This window comes from Mesorhizobium sp. WSM4807, from assembly GCF_055811615.1.
Genome location: NZ_JBVVQY010000009.1, coordinates 83,497 through 98,751, shown reverse-complemented (window position 1 = coordinate 98,751; position 15,255 = coordinate 83,497). Strand labels below are relative to the sequence as shown.

The 15,255-nt window shown below is 63.2% G+C and carries 15 protein-coding genes; 10 read left to right on the top strand and 5 right to left on the bottom strand.

Going from position 1 to position 15,255, the window contains the following annotated elements; genetic code table 11:
• Window positions 1-8: 8 nt before the first annotated feature.
• Window positions 9-194, bottom strand: a complete 186-nt coding sequence (locus AC0L3N_RS14265) for a hypothetical protein (RefSeq protein WP_473548174.1) — start codon at window positions 192-194, stop codon at window positions 9-11.
• A 215-nt stretch (window positions 195-409) separates the two neighbouring features.
• Between AC0L3N_RS14265 and gcvA the strand changes: the two genes are divergently transcribed.
• The 9 genes from gcvA to AC0L3N_RS14220 all read left to right on the top strand — a co-directional run bounded on the left by gcvA (window position 410) and on the right by AC0L3N_RS14220 (window position 10,532).
• Window positions 410-1,318 (top strand): transcriptional regulator GcvA, encoded by a 909-nt coding sequence (gene gcvA / locus AC0L3N_RS14260; RefSeq protein WP_473548173.1) that lies wholly within the window; start codon window positions 410-412, stop codon window positions 1,316-1,318.
• Between the two features lie 224 nt (window positions 1,319-1,542).
• Complete coding sequence (locus AC0L3N_RS14255; protein WP_473548172.1) at window positions 1,543-2,853, top strand: ABC transporter substrate-binding protein; 1,311 nt, start codon at window positions 1,543-1,545, stop codon at window positions 2,851-2,853.
• Between the two features lie 137 nt (window positions 2,854-2,990).
• Entirely contained in the window at window positions 2,991-3,863 is an 873-nt protein-coding gene (locus tag AC0L3N_RS14250; protein ID WP_473548171.1) for a carbohydrate ABC transporter permease, read from the top strand.
• Between the two features lie 208 nt (window positions 3,864-4,071).
• A complete protein-coding gene (locus tag AC0L3N_RS14245; protein WP_254022207.1) occupies window positions 4,072-4,896 on the top strand; it encodes a carbohydrate ABC transporter permease in 825 nt (274 codons plus the stop codon).
• A gap of 48 nt (window positions 4,897-4,944) precedes the next feature.
• A complete protein-coding gene (locus AC0L3N_RS14240) occupies window positions 4,945-5,949 on the top strand; it encodes an ABC transporter ATP-binding protein (RefSeq protein WP_473548169.1) in 1,005 nt (334 codons plus the stop codon).
• Window positions 5,946-6,716: an L-iditol 2-dehydrogenase gene (locus tag AC0L3N_RS14235; protein WP_473548168.1), complete on the top strand. Its 771-nt coding sequence runs from the start codon at window positions 5,946-5,948 to the stop codon at window positions 6,714-6,716. Before AC0L3N_RS14240 ends, AC0L3N_RS14235 begins: the two co-directional genes overlap by 4 nt.
• 70 nt (window positions 6,717-6,786) lie before the next feature.
• Window positions 6,787-8,265: a mannitol dehydrogenase family protein gene (locus tag AC0L3N_RS14230; RefSeq protein WP_473548167.1), complete on the top strand. Its 1,479-nt coding sequence runs from the start codon at window positions 6,787-6,789 to the stop codon at window positions 8,263-8,265.
• Window positions 8,266-8,949: an HAD-IA family hydrolase gene (locus AC0L3N_RS14225; RefSeq protein ID WP_473548166.1), complete on the top strand. Its 684-nt coding sequence runs from the start codon at window positions 8,266-8,268 to the stop codon at window positions 8,947-8,949. It begins immediately after the preceding gene.
• Window positions 8,946-10,532 (top strand): FGGY-family carbohydrate kinase, encoded by a 1,587-nt coding sequence (locus tag AC0L3N_RS14220; RefSeq protein WP_473548164.1) that lies wholly within the window; start codon window positions 8,946-8,948, stop codon window positions 10,530-10,532. The genes AC0L3N_RS14225 and AC0L3N_RS14220 overlap by 4 nt, the downstream gene beginning before the upstream one ends.
• Window positions 10,533-10,551: 19 nt before the next feature.
• On the opposite strand, the gene AC0L3N_RS14215 is transcribed toward AC0L3N_RS14220, so the two are convergent.
• Window positions 10,552-11,130 (bottom strand): histidine phosphatase family protein, encoded by a 579-nt coding sequence (locus tag AC0L3N_RS14215; RefSeq protein ID WP_473548163.1) that lies wholly within the window; start codon window positions 11,128-11,130, stop codon window positions 10,552-10,554.
• A gap of 304 nt (window positions 11,131-11,434) precedes the next feature.
• Here AC0L3N_RS14215 and AC0L3N_RS14210 point away from each other — a divergent pair, with 304 nt between their 5' ends.
• Window positions 11,435-12,838 (top strand): MATE family efflux transporter, encoded by a 1,404-nt coding sequence (locus AC0L3N_RS14210; RefSeq protein ID WP_473548162.1) that lies wholly within the window; start codon window positions 11,435-11,437, stop codon window positions 12,836-12,838.
• Window positions 12,839-12,872: 34 nt separating this feature from the next.
• Here the strand turns inward: AC0L3N_RS14210 and AC0L3N_RS14205 are convergent, their stop codons facing one another.
• From AC0L3N_RS14205 to AC0L3N_RS14195, 3 genes are all read right to left on the bottom strand, one after another.
• The gene (locus AC0L3N_RS14205) at window positions 12,873-13,238 is read right to left on the bottom strand and encodes a hypothetical protein (protein ID WP_473488456.1); all 366 of its coding nucleotides are present in this window, start codon (window positions 13,236-13,238) and stop codon (window positions 12,873-12,875) included.
• A 695-nt stretch (window positions 13,239-13,933) separates the two neighbouring features.
• Window positions 13,934-14,581, bottom strand: a complete 648-nt coding sequence (locus tag AC0L3N_RS14200) for an amino acid ABC transporter permease (protein ID WP_123146134.1) — start codon at window positions 14,579-14,581, stop codon at window positions 13,934-13,936.
• On the bottom strand, window positions 14,578-15,246 hold the full coding sequence (locus AC0L3N_RS14195; RefSeq protein ID WP_123146135.1) for an amino acid ABC transporter permease: 669 nt from the start codon (window positions 15,244-15,246) through the stop codon (window positions 14,578-14,580). Before AC0L3N_RS14195 ends, AC0L3N_RS14200 begins: the two co-directional genes overlap by 4 nt.
• Window positions 15,247-15,255: the final 9 nt, after the last annotated feature.

Below are 15,255 nucleotides of genomic sequence, written 5' to 3'. Positions count from 1 at the left end.
CAGCAAGGCTATTTGTGCCGGCCACAAGGATCGTTGCCATCGAGAAAACCCATGTCGCGCTGCAGATGCGGCGGCAATTCCCTGATGTCGAGATAGGCCCGTTTCCTGGCTCCGTGCCGTGCCAATCCACGCGCCAGACGCAAAAACCAGCCTCGGCCTGGCGTCAGAAATAGCTTTTCCTGTACAATGGTCATGATCGTCAGCCTTTGTTATCTCTGCGCATGACCCCGAAAATCGATATCGATTTTCGGAAAGGATCATGCGCAAAATCAAAAGTGCTACAGCGTCCTTTGCGCGTCCAAAAGGACGCGCGGCGCTGTAGACGAGAGAGTGATCGTCGACCTCAAATATCGGCCGGATCGGCCCCTGCTGCCAATCAAACGTCGATCACGGCCCATAAGGAGGGCTTATGCCTGAACTCAAGCCACGGCAGGTCTCCCAGCTCCCTCCGCTGCAGGCGATCCGGGTGTTCGAGGCGGTGGCGCGGCACCTTTCCTTCACCAAGGCCGCCGGCGAGCTCGGCATGACGCAGGCGGCGGCGAGCTATCAGATCAAGCTGCTGGAGGAGCGCGTCGGGGCGCCTCTGTTCCTGCGCCGGCCAAGGCAGATCGTGCTGACCGAGGCGGGGCAGCGCATGGCGCCTGCGGTCAGCGAGGCGTTCGCCCTGTTGGGTGGAGCCTATGCTGCGGCGCGCAGCGGCGCCGACGGCGTGCTCTGTGTCTCGACGCTGCTGACCTTTGCTTCGAACTGGCTGGCGCAGCATCTCGGCTCGTTCCAGGTCGCGCATCCATCGCTTGCGGTGCGCCTCGATACATCGAACCGCCTCGTCGATTTCGCCCGCGAGGATATCGATATCGCCATCCGCTCGGGCGGCGGAAACTGGCCGGGCGTCGAGGTGCACAAGCTTTTCAATGCGGACTTCACGCCGATGCTGAGCCCGAAACTCGCGGCGACCATCGGCGGGGTGAAGGAACCTGCCGATCTGTTGCGCCTGCCGATCCTCGACCCCGGCGACATCTGGTGGCGGGACTGGTTTATCGCCGCCGGCCTGCCGGTCGAGGAACTGGCCAAGCGCCCCGGCTCCAGCATGGGGGCGCAAGCTTATGAGGCGAATGCCGCCATCGCCGGGCAGGGCGTGGCAATCGTGACGGCCGCTTTCTTCAAGGCCGAGCTTGCTGATGGCCGCCTGATTCAGCCTTTCGATCTGGTCGGCGACGACGGCCACGCCTATTGGCTGGTCTATCCCCCGGCGCGGCGCAACGTGCCGAAGATCCGCGCTTTTCGCGAATGGATCCTGGCCGAGATTGCCGGCCTATAGGTCGGCAATTTATCCAGATCAAGCGGGCGCTGAAATCCGACATTTCGCACGCCGAGGCCCATCCTGGCCGGCTGGAAATAATCGCCATAATCCTCCGGAACCGGATCCCGCACGAGGCTGCGTGCTGCGCTGCAGCAACGAATCCGGCTTGACATAAATCACGCGAGGTGAGTAATTGCTCACAGCCAAAGCAAATGCTCAGCTTGGTCTATGGGAGGAATTTGATGAAACTTCGCACGCTCACCCTGGGTCTGTTGTCGGCCAGCACCCTCGCGTTCGCCGCGCATGCCGAATCCATCACCATCGCCACCGTCAACAATGGCGATATGGTCCGCATGCAGACGCTGACCGACGACTTCACCGCCAAGAACCCCGATATCCAGCTCCAGTGGGTCACGCTCGAGGAGAACGTGCTGCGCGAGCGCGTCACCACCGACATCGCCACCAAGGGCGGCCAGTATGACGTGATGACCATCGGCACCTACGAAGTTCCGATCTGGGCCAAGCAGAGCTGGCTGCTGCCGCTCGACAAGCTCGGCGACGACTATGACGTCAAGGACATCATCCCGGCCATCGCCGGTGGCCTCTCGGTCGATGGCAAGCTCTATGCGGCACCGTTCTATGGCGAAAGCTCCTTCATCATGTACCGCAAGGACCTGATGGAGAAGGCCGGGCTGACCATGCCCGACGCGCCGACCTGGGACTTCGTCAAGCAGGCCGCCGAGAAGATGACCGATCGCGCCAATGGCGTGAACGGCGTCTGCCTGCGCGGCAAGGCCGGCTGGGGCGAGAACATGGCCTTCCTGACCGCCATGTCGAACTCCTTCGGCGCACGCTGGTTCGATGAGAACTGGAAGCCGCAGTTCGACCAGCCCGAGTGGAAGAACACGCTGCAGTTCTATGTCGACCTGATGAAGGCCAATGGCCCGGAGGGCGCATCTTCCAACGGCTTCAACGAAAACCTGGCGCTGTTCCAGCAGGGCAAGTGCGGCATGTGGATCGACGCCACCGTCGCTGCCTCCTTCGTCTCAGACCCGAAGAATTCCACGGTCGCCGACAAGGTCGGCTATGCGCTGGCGCCCGACAATGGCCTGGGCAAGCGCGGCAACTGGCTGTGGGCGTGGTCGCTGGCCATTCCCGCCGGCACGCAGAAGGCTGACGCCGCTCAGAAGTTCGTATCCTGGGCAACCAGCAAGGCCTATCTCGAGCTCGTCGCATCGAAGGAAGGCTGGGCCAATGTTCCGCCCGGAACGCGCTCCTCGCTCTACGCCAACCCCGAATACCAGAAGGCGGCGCCGTTCGCCAAGATGACGCTGGACTCGATCAACGCCGCCGATCCGACGCACCCGACCGTCAAGCCGGTGCCCTATGTCGGCGTTCAGTTCGTCGCCATTCCCGAGTTCCAGGGCCTTGGCACCACCGTCGGCCAGCTGTTCTCGGCGGCACTCGCCGGCCAGACGAGCGTCGACGACGCTCTGAAGCAGGCCCAGGACGCCGCCACCGCAACGATGACCGAGGGCGGTTATATCCAGTAGGCTCCTCCCGGTGCCGAATGCCGGTTGCCCATCATGGCCGGCAGGGCCGCCCGAATCCCAGTTCGGGCGGCCACCGTCAAACTCTGAAAAATTTGGCAAACTCTGAAAACTTGGCTGACCTTTGAAGGGTGACCGTCATGGCTACTCAGCAGACCCGTTCGCTTGCCCGCTTCATGATGGCGCCATCCGTGGTGCTGCTGTTCGTCTGGATGATCGTTCCGCTGGCATTCACGCTGTGGTTCTCCTTCCAGCAGTACAACCCGCTCAACCCGATCCGCGACGGGTTCGTCGGCTTCTCGAACTACGCGCTTTTCTATTCCAATCCGGCATTCCTGCAGTCGATCCTCAACACGCTAATCCTGGTTGGCAGCGTGCTTTTGATCACCTTGATCGGCGGCGTCCTGCTGGCGCTGCTGATCGATCAGCCGATGTGGGGACAGGGCATCGTCCGCATCCTCGTCATCTCGCCGTTCTTCGTCATGCCGCCGGTCGCCGCGCTGGTGTGGAAGAACATGATCATGCATCCGCAATACGGCGTCTTTGCCGACATTGCGCGCTTCTTCGGCGGGCAGCCGATCGACTGGTTTGGTCAATACCCGATGCTGGCGATCATCATCATCGTCGCCTGGCAATGGCTGCCGTTTGCGACGCTGATCCTGTTGACCTCCCTGCAGTCGCTCGACGGCGAGCAGAAGGAAGCCGCCGAGATGGATGGGGCCGGCTTCATCAGCCGCTTCATCTATCTGACGCTGCCGCATATGTCGCGCGCCATCACCGTCGTCCTCCTGATCCAGACGATCTTCCTTCTGTCGGTGTATGCCGAGATCCTCGTCACCACCAATGGCGGCCCGGGTTACGCCTCCACCAACCTGCCCTTCCTCGTCTACCAGAAGGCGCTGCTGGAGTTCAAAATCGGCCAGGCATCCGCCGGCGGTATCATTGCCGTCATTTTAGCCAACATCGTCGCCTTCTTCGCCATGCGCGCGGTCGGCAGGAACCTGGACAAATAAGGGAGGATACGATGGCACGTGCGCTGAACCACCCCCACTCCGTCCCGCTGCGCGGGACACCTCTCCCCCTGCCCGGGGGAGAGGAAACGCCTGCATCGAAGCCGCACCCTTCCTCTACCCCGTCGATCGGGGGAGAGGTGGTTTGCGCAGCAAACCGGAGTGGGGGTCGACCCTGCCGCCAACATGGCCGATACGGGAGGACCTGACCATGGCACGTGCAGTCAGCACCCAGCACAAGACGATCGCGACCGCGGCCGCCTGGATCGTCGCCCTGCTGATCTTTTTCCCGATCCTCTATACGATCATCACCTCGTTCAAGTCGGAGCAGGAGGCCATCCAGGGCTTCAACCTGTTTCCGTCGGGAACCACGGAAAGCTATACCGCGGTCGAGGCGCAGAGCGGCTACTTCAAGTTCTTCCTCAACTCGGTGTTCCTGTCGGTCGGCTCGACCATCCTGGCTTTGCTCGTCGCCATACCGGCGGCGTGGTCGATGGCGTTCTCGCCGGGCAAGTGGACCAAGGACATCCTGATGTGGATGCTTTCCACCAAGATGATGCCGGCGGTTGCCGTGCTGTTCCCGATCTACCTGATCTTCCGCGATACCGGATTGCTCGACAGCCGCATCGGCCTGATGGTCATGCTGATGCTGATCAACCTGCCGATCGTGGTGTGGATGCTCTACACCTATTTTCGCGAGATACCCGGCGAGATCCTGGAAGCGGCGCGCATGGATGGCGCATCGCTGTGGAACGAGATCGTCTACGTGCTGACGCCGATGGCGGTGCCGGGCATCGCCTCGACGATGCTGCTCAACATCATCCTGGCATGGAACGAGGCGTTCTGGACGATCCGGCTGACCACCACCGAGGCCGCGCCGCTCACCGCCTTCATCAGTTCCTTCTCAAGCCCGCAAGGGTTGTTCTGGGCCAAGCTTTCGGCGGCCTCGACACTGGCGATCGCACCGATCCTGATCATGGGCTGGTTCAGCCAGAAGCAGCTGGTGCGCGGCCTGACCTTTGGCGCCGTGAAGTAACGGACGCTGCCTGAAGCAACCGACAAAGATACCCCCGGGGAGGAAACCATGGGAAACATCACGCTCAAGCACGTCTCCAAATCGTTCGGGTCGACGGTCATCATTCCGGGTATCGACCTGGTCATCGAGAACGGTGAGTTCGTCGTCTTCGTCGGCCCGTCGGGCTGCGGCAAGTCCACGCTGCTGCGGCTGATCGCCGGGCTGGAGGACACCTCCGCCGGCACCATCAATATCGACGGCCGCGACGTCACCGGCGAGGCGCCGGCCAAGCGCAAGCTGGCCATGGTGTTCCAGTCCTATGCGCTCTACCCGCACATGACGGTGGCCAAGAACATCGCCTTCCCGCTGAAAATGGCGGGCGAGGACCAGGCGACCATCGACAGGAAGGTGAAGGATGCGGCGCGCATCCTGAACCTCACCAACTATCTCGATCGCCGCCCCGGCCAGCTCTCCGGCGGTCAGCGCCAGCGCGTCGCCATCGGCCGCGCCATCGTGCGCCAGCCATCGGCTTTCCTGTTCGACGAACCCCTGTCCAATCTCGACGCAGCACTGCGCGGCACCATGCGGCTGGAGATCAGCGAACTGCATCATCAGCTCAAGACGACGATGATCTACGTCACCCACGACCAGGTCGAGGCGATGACCATGGCCGACAAGATCGTCGTGCTCAATGCCGGCAACATCGAACAGGTCGGCTCGCCGATGGAGCTCTACAAGACGCCGAAGAACCTGTTCGTCGCCGGCTTCATCGGTTCGCCCAAGATGAACCTGATCGAAGGCGCGCCGGCGGCCAAACATGGCGCCAAGACGGTCGGCATCCGTCCCGAGCATATGAACATCTCGAAAGCTTCAGGCGAATGGAAAGCCACGGTCGGGGTCGCCGAGCATCTCGGCTCCGACACGTTCCTGCACGTTCAGGCCGACGGTGTCGGTCCGCTGACGGTGCGCGCCGACGGCGAGCTGGCCGCCCATCACGGCGACACGATCTATCTGACGCCGGACAAGACCAAGCTGCACCGCTTCGGCGCCGACGGAAGGGCGATGATGCAATGAGGCTCAAGGGAAAATCGGCGCTAATCACCGGATCGGCGCGCGGCATCGGCCGGGCCTTCGCCGAAGCCTATGTCCGCGAGGGCGCCATGGTCGCCATCGGCGACATCAATTTCGAAGCTGCGGAAAAGACCGCTTCGGAGATCGGCGGCAATGCTTACGCCGTGAAACTGGACGTCACCGACCTTGCTTCGATCGAGGCGGCGGTGAAAGCGGTCGAGACAAGGGCCGGCGGACTGGACATCCTGGTCAACAACGCCGCCCTGTTCGACCTGGCGCCGATCGTCGAGATCAGCAAGGCGAGCTACGACAGGCTGTTTTCCGTCAATGTCGCCGGCTCGCTGTTCATGCTGCAGGCAGCCGCCCGCTCGATGATCGCGGCTGGCCGAGGCGGCAAGATCATCAATATGGCGAGCCAGGCCGGGCGCCGCGGCGAGGCGTTGGTTGCCGTCTACTGCGCCAGCAAGGCAGCCGTCATCTCGTTCACCCAGTCGGCCGGGCTCGACCTGATCAAGCACCGCATCAACGTCAACGCCATCGCGCCGGGTGTCGTCGACGGCGAGCACTGGGACCATGTCGATGCCCTGTTCGCCAAATACGAAAACCGGCCGAAGGGCGAAAAGAAGAGGCTGGTCGGCGAGGCCGTGCCCTATGGCCGCATGGGCACGGCGCAAGACCTCACCGGCATGGCGGTGTTCCTGGCCAGCGACGACGCCGAATACATCGTCGCCCAGACCTACAATGTCGATGGCGGCCAGTGGATGAGTTGAGGGGGCGAAGGCGCTCTTCTCCCCGTCTCCTCCACGGGGGGAAGAGCCGTCCCGCTAAAGGGTAAAGCAGATGACCGTGAAACTCTCTTCTCCCATCCTCGCCAAGCTTCCGCCTGAGGTCGCCGGCCCGAAGTATGATCGCGCGGCGCTCAAGGCCGGCATCGTCCATTTCGGCGTCGGCAACTTCCATCGCTCGCATCAGGCCGTTTACCTCGACGATCTGTTCAATGCGGGCGTCGGCCACGACTGGGCAATTGTCGGCGCCGGCGTCTTCGAGGGCGAAAAGGTCGGCCGCGGCAAGTTGCAGGAACAGGACTGGCTGACCACCGTGGTCGAGCAGGATTCTGGCCACATGAGCGCCCGCGTCACCGGGGTCATGATCGATTTCCTGATGCCGGGTGATGCAAAGGCAATCATTGAACGCCTTGCCGATCCGGCGATCAAAATCGTTTCGCTGACCATCACCGAGGGCGGCTACTTCATCGATCCGGCGTCGGGCGCGTTCAACCCGACCCATCCCGACATCGTCGCCGATGCACAGCCGGGAGCAACGCCGAAGACGGTCTTCGGCATCATTCTTGCCGGGCTGATGCGCCGCCGCGACGACGGCATCGTGCCGTTCACAATCATGTCCTGCGACAACATCCCCCACAACGGCCATGTCACCTCCGACGGCGTCATCGGTCTTGCGCGGCTGATCGACGAGAAACTGGCGACCTGGGTGAGCGAGAACATCGCCTTTCCCAACGGCATGGTCGACCGCATCACGCCGGCCACCACCGACCGCGAGCGCGGCATTCTGTCGAGCGAGTTCGGCCTCGACGACAATTGGCCGGTGTTTTGCGAGCCGTTCAGGCAATGGGTGCTGGAGGACCATTTCACCGACGGCCGCCCGCCGCTGGAAAAGGTCGGCGTGCAGTTCGTCAGCGATGTCGCGCCCTATGAGCTGATGAAGATCCGCATTCTCAATGGCGGCCATGCGACCATCGCCTATCCGGCCGGGCTGATGGACATCCATTTCGTCCACGAGGCCATGCAGGAGCCGCTGGTGCGCGGTTTTCTCGACAGGCTGGAGCACGACGAGATCATCCCGACCGTGCCGCCGGTGCCGGACACCGTGCTGGAGGATTATTACCAGCTCATCGAGCACCGCTTTTCCAATCCGAAGATTGGCGACACCATCCGCAGGCTTTGCCTCGACGGCTCCAACCGGCAGCCGAAATTCATCATCCCGACCATCGCCGACCGGCTGAAGGCCGGCAAGGGCGTCGCCGGCCTGGCGCTTGAATCGGCACTTTGGTGCCGCTACTGCTTCGGCACGACCGATAGCGGCGCCGTCATCGAACCCAACGATCCGAGCTGGGACCGGCTGCAGACCACAGCCAGGGCGGCAAAGGATGCGCCTGCCGCCTGGCTGGCCATGGAAGACATCTATGGCGATGTTGGCCGCTCGGCGGCGTTCGTCGAGGCCTTTGCCAATGCGCTCAAGGCGCTCTGGGCCGATGGCGCGCGTACGACGCTGACGCGCTACCTCGCCGGCAATCTCTGAATGGCGCCTGAACTGGTCATTTTCGACTGCGACGGCGTACTGGTTGATAGCGAGGGGCTGTCCGTTTCGGCGCTGCTTAGCATGATCACGCTCGCCGGCGGCAGTGTCAGCGAGGATGCCGCCTATGAGCATTTCCTCGGCAAGAGCATGAAAAGCGTTCGCGAAATCCTCGACCGCGACTTCGGACTTGATATCACCGACCAGCATCTGAGCGAGATGCGCGTCGGGCTGATGCGCAAATTTCGCGAGGAGCTGAGGCCTATCCCCGGCATCGGGCAGGTCCTGCCGAGGCTCGCCATGCCATGCTGCGTCGCCTCCTCCGGCACGCTGGATCGCATCCGCTATGCGCTCGACGTCACCGGGCTGCTCGGGCTGCTCGAGCCGCATCTGTTCAGCGCCGCCATGGTGGCGCGGGGCAAGCCGGCGCCGGACCTTTTTCTCCACGCAGCCGCCAACATGGGAGCGATCCCGCAAAATTGTCTCGTCGTCGAGGACAGCCCTGCCGGCGTCGCGGCGGCACGGGCGGCGGGCATGCGCGTCCTTGCCTTCACCGGCGGTTCGCATGCCGGCAACCCGGTACTGAAAGCGCGGCTTGCGTCGAGTGAACCGGACTTTATATTCGCTGACATGCTGCAACTGCCCGATCTGATTGCAGGCCTGGGAGCGAGAGTAAGAACACCTTGACGAACAGTTTCGTTTGCGCGGTCGATGTCGGCACCGGGAGCGCCCGTGCAGGCATTCTCGACACCGGAGGCACCTTGCTCGGCCGCGCCGAGCACCCGATCGTCATGAACCGGCCGAAGGCCGACCACGCCGAACACGATTCGCAGGATATCTGGTCGGCGGTCTGCATTGCGGTGCGGGCTGCCCGCGAAAAGGCCGGCGTGGCAGCGCAGGACATTGTCGGCATCTCCTTCGATGCCACCTGCTCGCTGGTGGTGCGGGGCAAGGATGGTGGCCAGCTCAGCGTGTCGGTGTCAGGCGAAAGGCGCTGGGACACCATCGTCTGGCTCGATCACCGCGCCATTGCCGAGGCCGATGAATGCACCGAAAGCGGCCATCCCGTGCTCGACTATATTGGCGGCGTCATGTCGCCGGAAATGGAGACGCCGAAGCTGATGTGGCTGAAGCGCAACCTGCCCGGAACATGGAACGAAGCCGGCTATCTATTCGACCTCACCGACTTTCTCAGTTGGAAGGCGACCGGTTCGCTCGCCCGCTCGCAATGTACGCTGACCGCCAAATGGACCTATCTGGCGCATGAAGAGACCGGCTGGCGGCACAACTTCTTCCAAGCCGTCGGGCTCGGCGATCTTTTCGAGCATGGCAATCTGCCTGACAAGGCCAGCCCGGTCGGCGCCGACATCGGCCGGCTGGGCGCGGAAGCTGCGGCTGAGCTTGGCCTGACCGAAAAATGCCGGGTCGGCGCCGGCGTCATCGACGCCTATGCCGGCGCGCTCGGCGTGCTCGGCGGTTTTGCCGGCGACGAAACCAACATCGGCCGGCATCTGGCACTGATCGCCGGCACCTCGAGTTGCGTCATGGCGATGTCGCCCGACCCGCAACCCTTTGCCGGCGTCTGGGGCCCGTATTATGGCGCTGCGCTTCCCCGGCTTTGGCTGTCGGAAGGCGGCCAATCGGCCACCGGCGCGCTGCTCGACCATATCATCCGCTGGCACGGCGCCGGCGGTGAGCCGGACGCAGCCATGCACGCCAGGATCGCCCGGCGCGTTGCCGAGTTGCGCGCCGTCGAGGGCGAGAACCTTGCGGCAAGGCTGCATGTGCTGCCGGATTTCCACGGCAACCGCTCGCCGCTCGCCGACCCGCATGCCGTCGGCGTCATCAGCGGACTGACGCTGGAGTCCTCCTTCGACAGCCTGTGCAAGCTCTATTGGCGCACCGCCGTGAGCATCGCGCTCGGCGTGCGCCATGTGCTGGAAGCGCTGAACGAGAACGGCTATCTGATCGACACGCTGCATGTCACCGGCGGTCACACCAAGAACCCGCTGCTTATGGAGCTTTATGCCGACGCCACCGGCTGCACGGTGGTCGAGCCGCTGGCCGATGAGGCGGTGCTGCTCGGCACCGGCATGATCGCCGCCACCGCCGCCGGGCTTTTTCCCGATTTGAACGCCGCTTGCGTCGCCATGCAGCAAGGCGGCAAGACGCGAGAGCCCAATTCGGCGGCCGCCGGCCGGTTCGACCGCGACTACCGCGTGTTTTTGGAGATGCATCGGCAGAGGCAGGCGCTGGACGAAATCAGATAGGCCCGAATGGCTTGTACTGCTATCTCTGATTCCACCGCCGGATAATTGGTTCGCCAAGGTCGTGCTCATAACCCAGCACGCTTGTGCTGGCGGTATCCAGGACGAAAAGGGCGCCATCTTGCGGCGGCAGGCCGAGCCAGCGCGCGGCCAGCACCCGCAGGAAGTGCGAGCTTGAAAACACCAGGACATTGCCGTGGACGTCACGCAACTCGCTGACGATCAGATCCGCCCTCGCGCCGACATCCTCTGCCGTCTCGCCGTCAGGGCAGCCGTCGCGAAACAGACGCCAGCCGGGGCGCTCGATGAGGATCTGCTTTGTGGTCAGTCCCTCGTAAGCGCCGTAATCCCATTCCGCCAGATCGGCCTTTTTCACGCCGGCCGAACGGAAGCCGGCCAGCGTACAAGTCTTGAAGGCGCGCTGAGACGGGCTCGACCAGACAGCCTGGAACGAAAGGCCCTGTAACCGCTCAGCGACCCGCCCGGCGGCCTCCTCACCGGCAGGCGTCAGCGATATGTCGGTCAGGCCGGTATGCTTCCCGGAGGCACTCCATTCCGTCTCGCCATGCCGAACCAGATAGATTTCGGGAAACGCGCTCATCCGCATGCCTTTCGATGGAATCCGATATGATGCCCGCTCCTCAGATCGGCCAACGACGCAACCATAGCGGCTTGCACTCTCTCCAAACAGACGGGCCAAACAGGCGGGCCAGACAGGCGGAGTTGAGACCGTACGCCCTTGCTGGCTCAACGCTTCCCTTGAGCCAGCCCCTTGCCATAGCTGCCCCTTTCGTAGACAAGCCGTGCGGTTAATGCGGAATCCGGGCCGATCACGGCCATTTTCCGCGCTGAGACGCGGCTTCCGGCCTTTTTTGCCGACGCGCCGCAATCGGATAGGCGACAAAATGTCTGCGATCGAAGCCAGCGCTCGCGCGCCGGAAAACCTTTGGCGTCAGGAAATCAGGGCGACGCTGGCGCTCGCCTGGCCGATGGTGCTCACCAATCTCGGCCAGACCGCGATGACCGCCACCGACGTCATGATGATGGGGCGGCTGGGTCCGGACACACTGGCCAGTGGCGCGCTCGGCGCCAACCTCTATTTCATGCCGCTGATCTTCGGGCTCGGCCTGATGCTGGCGACCTCGCCGATGATCGCTACGGAACTCGGCCGCCGTCGCCATTCCGTGCGCGATCTGCGCCGCACCGTGCGGCAGGGCCTGTGGCTGGCGATCCTCATCTCAATCCCGATCTGGATATTTCTCTGGTACGGCGAGGCCGTATTGCTGGCCATGGGTCAGGAACCGGCGCTGGCCCATCAGGCCGGCATCTACCTGCGCTGGCTCGAATGGGCGGTGCTGCCCTTCTACGGCTATATCGTCCTGCGCTCGTTCATCTCGGCGCTGGAGCGGCCGGGTTGGGCGCTGGTCATCGTCTTCGTTGCCGTCGCCTGCAATGTCCTCTTCAACTGGGTGTTCATGTTCGGCAATCTCGGCGCCCCTTCGATGGGCATCGCCGGCTCGGGCCTCGCCACTACGCTGTCCAGCACGCTGATGTTCGCCGGCATGGCGGCTGTGGTGATGCTTGAGCCGAAGTTTCGCCGTTATCAGCTGTTCGGGCGCTTTTGGCGGGCCGACTGGCCGCGCTTCAAGGGCTTGCTGCGGCTCGGTCTGCCGATCGCCGGCCTCCTCGCTTTCGAGGTGACGATCTTCAACGCGGCAGCCCTTCTCATGGGCCTGATCGACGCGGCCTCGCTCGCCGCGCATGCCATCGCCATCCAGATCGCCTCGATCAGCTTCATGGTACCGCTCGGCCTCAACCAGGCGGCGACGGTGCGCGTCGGGCTCGCCCATGGCGCCGGCAATCCGGAAGGTGTTTCCCGTGCCGGCTGGACCGCCTTTGTCATCGGCGTCTCGTTCATGGCGCTGATGGGGCTGGTGATGATCCTGTGGCCGCAGCTGCTGATCAGCGCCTTCATCGATCTCGGTGACCCGGCCAATGCCAGGGTGATCGGGCTTGCCGTATCGTTCCTGGCCTTTGCCGCGCTGTTCCAGATTTTCGACGGCGCCCAGGCGGTGGCGGCCGGCATGCTGCGCGGCCTGCACGACACCAAGTTGCCGATGATCTATGCCGCGATCGGCTATTGGGGCATCGGCCTGCCGCTCGGCGTGCTGCTCGCCTTCTATTCCGGGCTCGACGGCGTCGGCATCTGGATCGGCCTGTCGTTGGGGCTGGCGGTGGTGGCGGCGCTGCTTCTGGGGCGCTGGCTGCGGCGGGATCGTATCGCGCCGCCGCTCTCCTTTGGGCATTGATGAAAGCGGCTTCGTCACGAGGAGGGCGGGACGTCTATGGATATTTCGTCTGATTTGCACTCGCGGCCTGTGGGCTTAAGTCGCTTTGCAACTCCTTTGGCAGTGGAAGGCTTGAGCACCGCAAGTGCACCGCGCGAGCGAACAATTTTCGTTGCTTCTGCTGGTGCTCCTTGATGGCTGCTGCGAGCCCCAATCCGTACGGGCCAAGAAAGACGCCGGTTCCCCAGCCCGGCTGCTTTTTTTCGCGAGCGTCGTAGTCCGAAGCCTCCATGCGGGCTTGCTGGCATTCCGGCGACGCCCATTTCCGGTCTTGCTTCGAAAGCGACGCTCCATAGTCGACCGGAGAGGTCGCGCATCCAGCCGCTGTCGCGGCCAACGCGACGAATATTACAATTCTCATCCCCAAGCCCTTGATAAAGCATTGTGAGAGTACACAGAACTCTTCTTCCAACAAAGAGATAGCTCCGAAGAGGCAGCCGGAAACACGGTTATCGTCACCTGCGGGCCGGCCTGCAGGCACCATCTCTGACGCTGGTGATTAGCCACTGGCCACCATGCCTTCGTCATCCCAGGGCGGAGCAAGGAGCGAAGCGACGCGGCGCAGACCCTGGGATCCATTCCGTGACATCAGCCGAAGAATGCAGCGGCCCAGGATAAATGGGCAACGGCCCAGGATAAATGCTGATCTGTAGTGATCCTTCGCGCCCCCCTTGTCCTGCCGGACATCTCCCCCACTTGGGGGGAGATCGGCCGTCACCACCGCCTTCGCGAACCGCCACTGTCGCAGGAGCGAGCGGTGCGCCAAAGCTGCTGATCTCCCCCCTTGTGGGGGAGATGCCAAGTTTTTGGTAAAGAGGGCAGGACAGAGGGGGGCGCTGTCCGGCCGGCGTCAAAGGTCCTGCACCGTCGTGCGCTCTGAGGTAACGGAATGGATCCCAGGGTCTACGCAGCGTCGCTTCGCTCCTTGCTTCGCCCTGGGATGACGAAGTGGAGGGGTGCTTCGGCCAATCTCCAAGGTTTGCGATTTGCCGCTGACGGGAATTATCGACGTTCGCTGCCGGTCGCCGACCTGTCAAAATCACTGTGTCGAGGACATCACTTTGCAGTCGCTCGTCGTTCAAGCGAGCGTGCATATTGCGTCAGCGGGAAGCACATGACGAAGAAGATCAAGGCGACCAGCCCGTAGACGGTGAAGGGTTCGAAGGTCGCGTTGTTGATCGCGTTCGATGTCCTGACCAGTTCCTCGAAACCGATGATCGAGGTCAGCGCGGTCGACTTGATCAGCTGCACCAGGAAACCGACGGTCGGGGCGCGGGTGATCGAAAACGCCTGCGGCAGGATGATCAGCCTCAGTTCCTGCAGATAGTGAAGGCCGAGACTGGCGCCGGCGTCCCACTGGCCGCGCGGCAGCGCATCGACGCCGCCGCGCCAGATTTCGGCGAGATAGGCACTGGCGAAGAAGGTCAGGCCAAGTGCTGCGGCGGTCCAAGGTTCTATGCGCAAGCCCAGCATCGGCAGGCCAAAGAACATCAGGAAGAGCTGCATGAGAAGCGGCGTTCCCTGGAAAAGCGCGATGTACCCCGACGCAAGGCGCCGTGCCCATTTATTCTTGGCGATCCTGAAGAACAGCACGACCATGCCGACCACACCGCCGCCGACGAAGGCCGCCAGCGACAGAAGCACCGTCCAGCGCGCGGCGAGCAGAAGGTTGCGGACGATATCCCAGAAGGTGAATTCGATCATGACACGCCGGCCCCCAGCGCGCGGCGCCCACCGTTGACCAGCAGCCGGCGCAGCCCCACGGAAAGAACGAGATAGACCATCGTCACCACGAAATAGGTCTCGAAAGCGCGGAAGGTCCGTGCCTGCAGCATGTCGGCCTCGTAGGTCAGTTCGCGCACCGCGATCTGCGACACGACGGCGGACTCCAGCATCATGATGATGATCTGGCTGGTCAGCGCCGGATAGATCACCTTGAGCGCTTGCGGCAGCACGATCTTGACGAAGACCTGACGCAGCCTGAGCCCAAGCGCAAGGGCTGCTTCCGTCTGCCCGCGCGGCACGGCGTCGAGCCCGGCGCCGACGATCTCGATCGTGTAGGCCGCCATGTTGAGCGTCATTGCCAGCATGGCGGCCAGCAGCGGATCGAGCCTCACGCCGATGCTGGGCAACCCGAAGAAGATGAAGAACAGCTGCACAAGGAACGGCGTGTTCCTGATAATTTCGACATAGACGCCGATTGCCCGCTTGAGCAGCAAGGGGCCGTTTCGCCGCCCTGCTGCGCCGAGGATGCTGAGGAACGTTCCCGCGAGCGTGGTCACGGCGATCAAAAGGATCGTCATGGCCGCCCCGCGCGCGATCGCACCTGTCGCATCGGCAAGCCAGCCGAAGTCGAGGCTGTAGCCCATGATAGGTCC

What these genes read in the sequence shown, in the direction of transcription:
- AC0L3N_RS14215 (WP_473548163.1), bottom strand. Translation starts at nt 11,130, where the DNA reads ATGAGCGCGTTTCCCGAAATCTATCTGGTTCGGCATGGCGAGACGGAA.
- gcvA (WP_473548173.1), top strand. Translation starts at nt 410, where the DNA reads ATGCCTGAACTCAAGCCACGGCAGGTCTCCCAGCTCCCTCCGCTGCAG.
- AC0L3N_RS14205 (WP_473488456.1), bottom strand. Translation starts at nt 13,238, where the DNA reads ATGAGAATTGTAATATTCGTCGCGTTGGCCGCGACAGCGGCTGGATGC.
- AC0L3N_RS14245 (WP_254022207.1), top strand. Translation starts at nt 4,072, where the DNA reads ATGGCACGTGCAGTCAGCACCCAGCACAAGACGATCGCGACCGCGGCC.
- AC0L3N_RS14265 (WP_473548174.1), bottom strand. Translation starts at nt 194, where the DNA reads ATGACCATTGTACAGGAAAAGCTATTTCTGACGCCAGGCCGAGGCTGG.
- AC0L3N_RS14250 (WP_473548171.1), top strand. Translation starts at nt 2,991, where the DNA reads ATGGCTACTCAGCAGACCCGTTCGCTTGCCCGCTTCATGATGGCGCCA.
- AC0L3N_RS14240 (WP_473548169.1), top strand. Translation starts at nt 4,945, where the DNA reads ATGGGAAACATCACGCTCAAGCACGTCTCCAAATCGTTCGGGTCGACG.
- AC0L3N_RS14195 (WP_123146135.1), bottom strand. Translation starts at nt 15,246, where the DNA reads ATGGGCTACAGCCTCGACTTCGGCTGGCTTGCCGATGCGACAGGTGCG.
- AC0L3N_RS14200 (WP_123146134.1), bottom strand. Translation starts at nt 14,581, where the DNA reads ATGATCGAATTCACCTTCTGGGATATCGTCCGCAACCTTCTGCTCGCC.
- AC0L3N_RS14255 (WP_473548172.1), top strand. Translation starts at nt 1,543, where the DNA reads ATGAAACTTCGCACGCTCACCCTGGGTCTGTTGTCGGCCAGCACCCTC.
- AC0L3N_RS14225 (WP_473548166.1), top strand. Translation starts at nt 8,266, where the DNA reads ATGGCGCCTGAACTGGTCATTTTCGACTGCGACGGCGTACTGGTTGAT.
- AC0L3N_RS14230 (WP_473548167.1), top strand. Translation starts at nt 6,787, where the DNA reads ATGACCGTGAAACTCTCTTCTCCCATCCTCGCCAAGCTTCCGCCTGAG.
- AC0L3N_RS14235 (WP_473548168.1), top strand. Translation starts at nt 5,946, where the DNA reads ATGAGGCTCAAGGGAAAATCGGCGCTAATCACCGGATCGGCGCGCGGC.
- AC0L3N_RS14210 (WP_473548162.1), top strand. Translation starts at nt 11,435, where the DNA reads ATGTCTGCGATCGAAGCCAGCGCTCGCGCGCCGGAAAACCTTTGGCGT.